This window comes from Photobacterium sp. BZF1, assembly GCF_014349205.1.
Classification (GTDB): domain Bacteria; phylum Pseudomonadota; class Gammaproteobacteria; order Enterobacterales; family Vibrionaceae; genus Photobacterium.
This window is the reverse complement of the sequence record NZ_JACSOF010000238.1, coordinates 1-5,881: the sequence shown is the minus strand read 5'-3', so window position 1 is coordinate 5,881 and position 5,881 is coordinate 1. Positions and strand designations below refer to the sequence as shown.

Genomic DNA, 5,881 nt, shown 5'->3' with positions numbered 1-5,881 from the left:
GGAATAAAGCCTATATCCATGACTATACTAAAAGGTAACTTACCCAGTGGCAATCATGGATATACTGATAAAACAAGGAGATGTGCCATGCAACACCCTGTCCATACGTTCCGCAATGCACTCGTAACTATTATCGAAACGCAATCTCACCGTTATTGCCACCTTCCCCGCTGGCAAGAGCTCAATGCCTTTCCGTATGGCTCCTGTGATTTAGCCAACAACATGCTGGCAATGTATTTAAGAGAGCAAGGCTACAACCCCAAGGTGATATGGTGTCGGAATAACTTAACCGATTATCCTGAAATTCTCAGCCATGTGTGGCTTGAAGTCGATGATAAATTTATTGATATCACCATTAACCAGTTTCCCCGCCTTATTCGAGAACGAGTCCATATTGTGAATAAATATGATATCGGTATTCTGAATGAAATCTATTTGCATTGTCGGGAAAATAACCAGTTCGAAGAAAGAGAGGTCGATTTACGAAACCATGCAGGGTGTGCAGATGAGATATATCAGGCCGTCGCAGAACTTGCGCGAAAACTCTCATGCATTCACAAAGTAAATGTATAAAAAAGATTTATCACACAATTGTGGAAGCAAGACATCACTTTGTGATCTCACGCGCATAGGAAAAAGCATAATTATTACTGGATCACAATTTTGATATCTGGAATGCAATATATTGCTGCCCACCTTGTGAAGCATATTAAACAAAAACAATGAAAAAGAATCTTATTGCCCTTGCCCTTAGCGGCCTACTTAGCCTTTCCTCGACGTCTGTCCTGGCTGACAATGCTGCCCCGCAGCAGAGTGTACAAGCCAGCGCTGAATACAGCCAATTTATTACCAAACGCCAGGTTGTTGACCAACTGCTTGCCGATGCCGTTACCGCATTTAAATCTCCAGCCCGTATTTCCCATGCTGGGTTTACCGCCAAAATGCCGAGTAACATGGAGATTGTGACCAATCGCCTGCTTGAAGCCTACCAGCTAGAACCCTACCGCACCGACTTGTTGATCTCTGCGGCTAATGCCCAGATCTACAACAAAAACGTTGATCGCGCGATTGAGCTATTCGAACAGGTTCTGACTGTTGCACCTCAGGATGTCGATGCCCATGCCTACCTTGCGGTATGGCAACAATTCAAAGGCAACACCGAGGCATCCCTTGAGCATATGAACACGCTCAAAACCCTCAATGCCGGACGTGCCGCTGACATCCAACGTATCTTCGATACCGTGAACCGCATTGTGGCAACACCACTGAAAGAAAAACAAGATAAAGCCTACGAAGGCAATACGGCGATTGTTACCCTTGGTTATGCCCTAAACCCAGACGGCAGCATGCATGATATTCTGGTCCAGCGCCTTGAAATGACCTTGGCAATGGCCAAGGCCCAGCCGGATTCAATGATTGTACTAACCGGTGGCGTGCCTCGTAACCACAAAACCGAAGGCAAGCTGATGGCTGACTGGCTGGTTGAAAAAGGCATTGCCCGCGACCGCATTATCGAAGACAACTACGCCCGCAGCACAGTAGAGAACGCGCTTTACAGTAGCTACGCCTTAGCCCGCCATGATATCGACCACGCGACGATCATCAGCTCGGCAAGCCACGTCCGTCGAGGTCAGTCTTTGTTCGAGATCGCCTCTTGGCAAACAGGCCCGACAGACATTACGTTCGACACCGTTTCAGCTGCTGACAAACCGTTGGAAGAGCTAAAAGTGCCATCTGAAGGTGAACTACTAGGCATCTACCGCGATGCACTGCGTACCTACGGCATGTGGAGCTACCGTTCTTACCCACTTGAGCAGCGTTAAGCCGGGGATAAAGCCAAGAAATTCTTCAACCAAGGCAGCCAAATGGCTGCCTTTTTGATTTAGAGGGTTAGCTAGCCGGTTACCAAGACTTGCTGAAACGATGATCAAGGCTGAACTTACCCGGCCCCACGACCATAAGGGCTCCAAAACCGCCAGCAATGGCAATATTTTTCATCAGGTGTATTGTCTGGCCACCATCTTGTAAATCGAAGTGAAAAATAAGACCAGAGAACACACTAAAACCCGCAATAACCAAAGACAGCGATCGGGTAAAACTGCCAAACAGAATCGCGAGCCCACCGCCTAGCTCCAGCAATATCACCAAGGGCAATACATTCCCCGGTACACCCATTGCTTCCATATAAGTTTGGGTTCCGGCATAGCCTGCTATCTTTCCCCATCCCGCCTTAACAAAAATCATAGCCAGCATCACCCGGGATACTAACAATACATAGGGAGATATCCGATCCAACATACAACGTCCTTACCTGTGCAATTAAATTGCGGCAAGATTAATTCCTTCCAAAATAAGATCATATCGCAAGAATTAGGACAACTTGTTTGAAATATCAGGCGAAACCTTTGCAAACAATTTAGTTCTATAAACGCATTGAAAAGTGGGCTTAATAATTTATGGTCACTAGGACTTGTTGATGTGGTAATTGGAATTGAAAAAGTTAAAGCACACCCTATCGTTAGATACCTTACAAATCTTGGATGTCATCGCCAGGGAAGGGAGCTTTGCTGCAGCCTCACACCATTTAAACCGTTCAACGTCGGCATTGAGCTACCAGATCCAAAAGCTAGAGGATGAGCTCGGCGTGCTTGTCCTCGATAGATCAGGCCACCGAGCCGCCTTTACCCAAGCCGGCAAGCTACTTGTTGACCAAGGGAGATTGTTACTTAACGCTTCGGACACACTCCATCGCCAAGTCCAAGAGCTCGCACAAGGATGGGAGGGCCATCTAAACATCAGCTATGACGGAATCATAGGTTCGGAGCTACTCCTTTCTCTGATGGCTGAATTTTGCGAACTCAGCCAAACCAAACTGACGGTCAAAGAAGAGATCCTTACTGGCGGTTGGGAAGCGCTCAGTACCGGGCGAACCGATATCCTGATCTCCTCACGCCCCAAATTATTACCTAATGAAATCAACACAACTTTGCTGGGAAAAATGGAAATGATCTGGGTTGCCTCCGCCACCAGTCCGATTCACAACGAACCCTCACCTTTACAAGAGGATATTAGACAGCACTACCGCATTATTGCCGTTTCGGACACTGCCCACTCCCACCCTAAGCTAACGAAAAATATCCTCACCGATCAGCCGGTTTACACGGTGAGCACTATGGATGACAAAATCAAAGCAATAATAGCCAGTATCGGGATCGGAACCGTGCCCCGTCCTCTGGTTCAAAAGGAGTTGGAAAACGGTGTATTGATAGAGCTGGGCACCGCCCGGGAAGTCGATATTCTTCTGGCCTGGCAAAGAGCCGAAATGGGAAAAGCAAAAGCATGGTGCCTCAAGCATATTCGTCAGCTTTGGCAACAGAAGCACCACGCTTGCAGCGCACTTTAATTGGTGCTTTTTAAAGTATTACTTGTCACGGTGAACAAACACTTTCTTTGAGACTTCTTCGCCAGACGGCGTCACTGCGGTCAAGCGTAATGAGCGTGACTGGTTACTTCGATTGAAGATGAAAACTCGCCCATCTTGGCCAGTCACCCATTTTTGTGCCATCGGACGATTGGTTGTCACTTCAGCACCGGCAACAGGCGCACCACCCAGAATAACTTTAACCCAGGTACCATGGTTCGATGGCGTTGACGTCATTTTCAGAGTCGCGTTGGCATTAAATGCTGAAGCCAACATGATCATTGTCGCCATCAGTTTTGTTTTCATGTATTTCTCCATTGATGATTAAATTGAGTCGTTGTTTTCAATGGGGAAAATATAAAGACATCGACTCACCAATCATATCGAGAAAATCAGAACAACTTGTTCAATAACTTAATGAAACAAATAGCAAAACTAACTATTCACCATCCGCTCCAGTGCCTGCATATAAAACCCTAGTGGGCCGGACAACATATCGACCTTGAGTTCATCGCCAGCCTGGCAGCTCATTGCCAAGGCATAGCCATGAAGGTAGTCCGCCAACATCGACAAGGCATTGTTACGCAGCTTTTCATCCAATGGCAGCCCCGCTGTCGCCAAATCAAAACGCTCAGTGAAAACCGTCGCCGGACCGTGGGAGGTCATGCCGAGCAAAGTCTCCAGCAATCCTGGGTATTGCGCCAGCAAGTTGAGGTAACTGTGGCACAGTTTGGCTAACTCCTGTTGCCAGTCACCATTGGGATCTGGGCTGTATAGCTTCTTAACCAGCGAAACCGTTACTGCTTCCAGCAAAGCCTGCTTGTTGGCGAAATAGTAATAAATAGCCATAGGATCGACGTCAAGATTGGCAGCCAACTTACGAATACTGGGGATCTTTCCCTCTTTTGCCATCAAGGCGTTAGCGCATTCAATGATCCGCTCTTTGCTCAGCGCCACCGATGCTGCTGCGGGCCTTCCCCGTTTTTTACCCTTGACAGTCATTCTCTGATCTCTTTAAACTTCGCATTATTCTACAATGTAGAATATTATAACTTAAACCCTGACGGCCTTCCATGCCGAGTCAAATTACAACCTCATGTTAGGAGCTCACCATGGCAAATATTGTCTACATCGCAACCAGTCTTGATGGCTACATCGCCGATAAGAACGGTAATTTGGATTGGTTACACAGTATCCCTAACCCAGAGGGTAACGATTTTGGTTTTGCTGATTTCATGGACCGAGTGGATGCACTGGTGATGGGGCGAAATACCTTCGAGACGGTATGTGGATTTGACTGTGAGTGGCCATACAGCAAACCGGTATTTGTCATCAGCAACAGCCTAAACACCATTCCCAATAACTACAAAGACAAGGCGTTTTTGGTCAATGGCGAACTAAGAGACATCCTTACCGAACTCAACAGCAAGGGTTTCAATGACCTGTATATCGATGGCGGGAAAACGGTGCAGAGCTTTATGGCTGAGGGACTGATTGATGAAATGATTATAACCACTATCCCGGTAATTCTAGGCGGTGGAACACCTTTATTTGGCGAAACAGCGTCGCCAGTAAACTTTGCACTAAAACACAGTGAGGTGCTATTGGATACCATAGTTAAAAACCATTACTCTCGGGTTTAGTGTTTTATTTCTTCTTTTTCAAAGCGCAGAGTAATATTTTAAGCTCACCGACAGTTAAAGCAGGTATCGTCACCTTGTTATTTACAGAGACGCTACCTGTTATTTCATCGGCAAGTTGATGAATTTCTTTGTCAGTCATATTTATCACCTCTTAATTAAGCCGACTATCAAACAGTCGGCTTTATATGTAGAAAGTATTAGTAAACAACATGCTCAGCGGCTAACATCCCGTAGTTAAAATCATTTTGTTGCTCTTCCTCACTTATTTCAACTTCAGCATCCATTGGTAAATCAGCCTGATGGCGAGCCGCTATAAGTTGGGTTTTCTGTTTTTCAGCCTGGTGAGCCAATCCCTTGAAACAACGGTTGCAGACGAGTTGGAAATTGATCCCTTTCTGTTTACTGAAGAAGTCCGGGCTTGAAGCCTCAACCGTAATCTCTTTGGTTTTTCGGTCCAAAGCCACGTGTACCTTGAGGTCATTAGCAAGCTGGAACTTATTCATTAGCTTACCCGATTGATAAACAATGGATGCTTTCATTGAATCAGTAATGGAAATGTTGTTATTGGTAATATGCATATTATTTTCCTCAAAGATTATTTTTCTTGGGCAGTAAATTTAACTTCCATCCCTTTATACTTAATGGAGGTTACTGAATATGATGATTTTAATTCCTTATCCAGAATATTATTGCGACATGAAGATATATAAACAGTCGTCTTTATTCTTTGTCTAAAATTATTATTCTTCAGCATGTCTTAATCTCTATTTATTTGGCTTAACTTCAATGTATCACCGTGGATTGCCGGGTATATAGC

At 45.5% G+C, this 5,881-nt stretch carries 9 protein-coding genes; 4 read left to right on the top strand and 5 right to left on the bottom strand.

Annotated elements, in window-relative coordinates:
* Positions 1-573: hypothetical protein (locus BIZ37_RS29120; RefSeq protein WP_222939887.1), on the top strand; the 573-nt coding region annotated here is incomplete at its 5' end.
* A gap of 149 nt (positions 574-722) precedes the next feature.
* A complete protein-coding gene (locus tag BIZ37_RS29115; protein ID WP_187464509.1) occupies positions 723-1,823 on the top strand; it encodes a YdcF family protein in 1,101 nt (366 codons plus the stop codon).
* A gap of 79 nt (positions 1,824-1,902) precedes the next feature.
* Here BIZ37_RS29115 and BIZ37_RS29110 read toward each other — a convergent pair whose 3' ends face one another.
* Positions 1,903-2,298 carry a DoxX family protein gene (locus BIZ37_RS29110; RefSeq protein ID WP_222939886.1) on the bottom strand — a complete coding sequence of 132 codons (396 nt, stop codon included), beginning with the start codon at positions 2,296-2,298 and terminating at the stop codon, positions 1,903-1,905.
* A gap of 193 nt (positions 2,299-2,491) precedes the next feature.
* Between BIZ37_RS29110 and BIZ37_RS29105 the strand changes: the two genes are divergently transcribed.
* Entirely contained in the window at positions 2,492-3,403 is a 912-nt protein-coding gene (locus tag BIZ37_RS29105; RefSeq protein ID WP_187464508.1) for a LysR family transcriptional regulator, read from the top strand.
* Positions 3,404-3,421: 18 nt separating this feature from the next.
* Here the strand turns inward: BIZ37_RS29105 and BIZ37_RS29100 are convergent, their stop codons facing one another.
* Complete coding sequence (locus BIZ37_RS29100) at positions 3,422-3,727, bottom strand: hypothetical protein (protein WP_187464507.1); 306 nt, start codon at positions 3,725-3,727, stop codon at positions 3,422-3,424.
* Between the two features lie 129 nt (positions 3,728-3,856).
* The gene (locus tag BIZ37_RS29095; protein WP_187464506.1) at positions 3,857-4,423 is read right to left on the bottom strand and encodes a TetR/AcrR family transcriptional regulator; all 567 of its coding nucleotides are present in this window, start codon (positions 4,421-4,423) and stop codon (positions 3,857-3,859) included.
* A gap of 110 nt (positions 4,424-4,533) precedes the next feature.
* Here BIZ37_RS29095 and BIZ37_RS29090 point away from each other — a divergent pair, with 110 nt between their 5' ends.
* Complete coding sequence (locus tag BIZ37_RS29090) at positions 4,534-5,064, top strand: dihydrofolate reductase family protein (RefSeq protein ID WP_187464505.1); 531 nt, start codon at positions 4,534-4,536, stop codon at positions 5,062-5,064.
* Positions 5,065-5,068: 4 nt separating this feature from the next.
* Here the strand turns inward: BIZ37_RS29090 and BIZ37_RS30340 are convergent, their stop codons facing one another.
* Positions 5,069-5,203 (bottom strand): CFAP20 family protein, encoded by a 135-nt coding sequence (locus BIZ37_RS30340; protein ID WP_222939885.1) that lies wholly within the window; start codon positions 5,201-5,203, stop codon positions 5,069-5,071.
* Positions 5,204-5,261: 58 nt separating this feature from the next.
* Positions 5,262-5,642 (bottom strand): HPF/RaiA family ribosome-associated protein, encoded by a 381-nt coding sequence (locus BIZ37_RS29085; RefSeq protein WP_187464504.1) that lies wholly within the window; start codon positions 5,640-5,642, stop codon positions 5,262-5,264.
* Positions 5,643-5,881 lie beyond the last annotated feature (239 nt).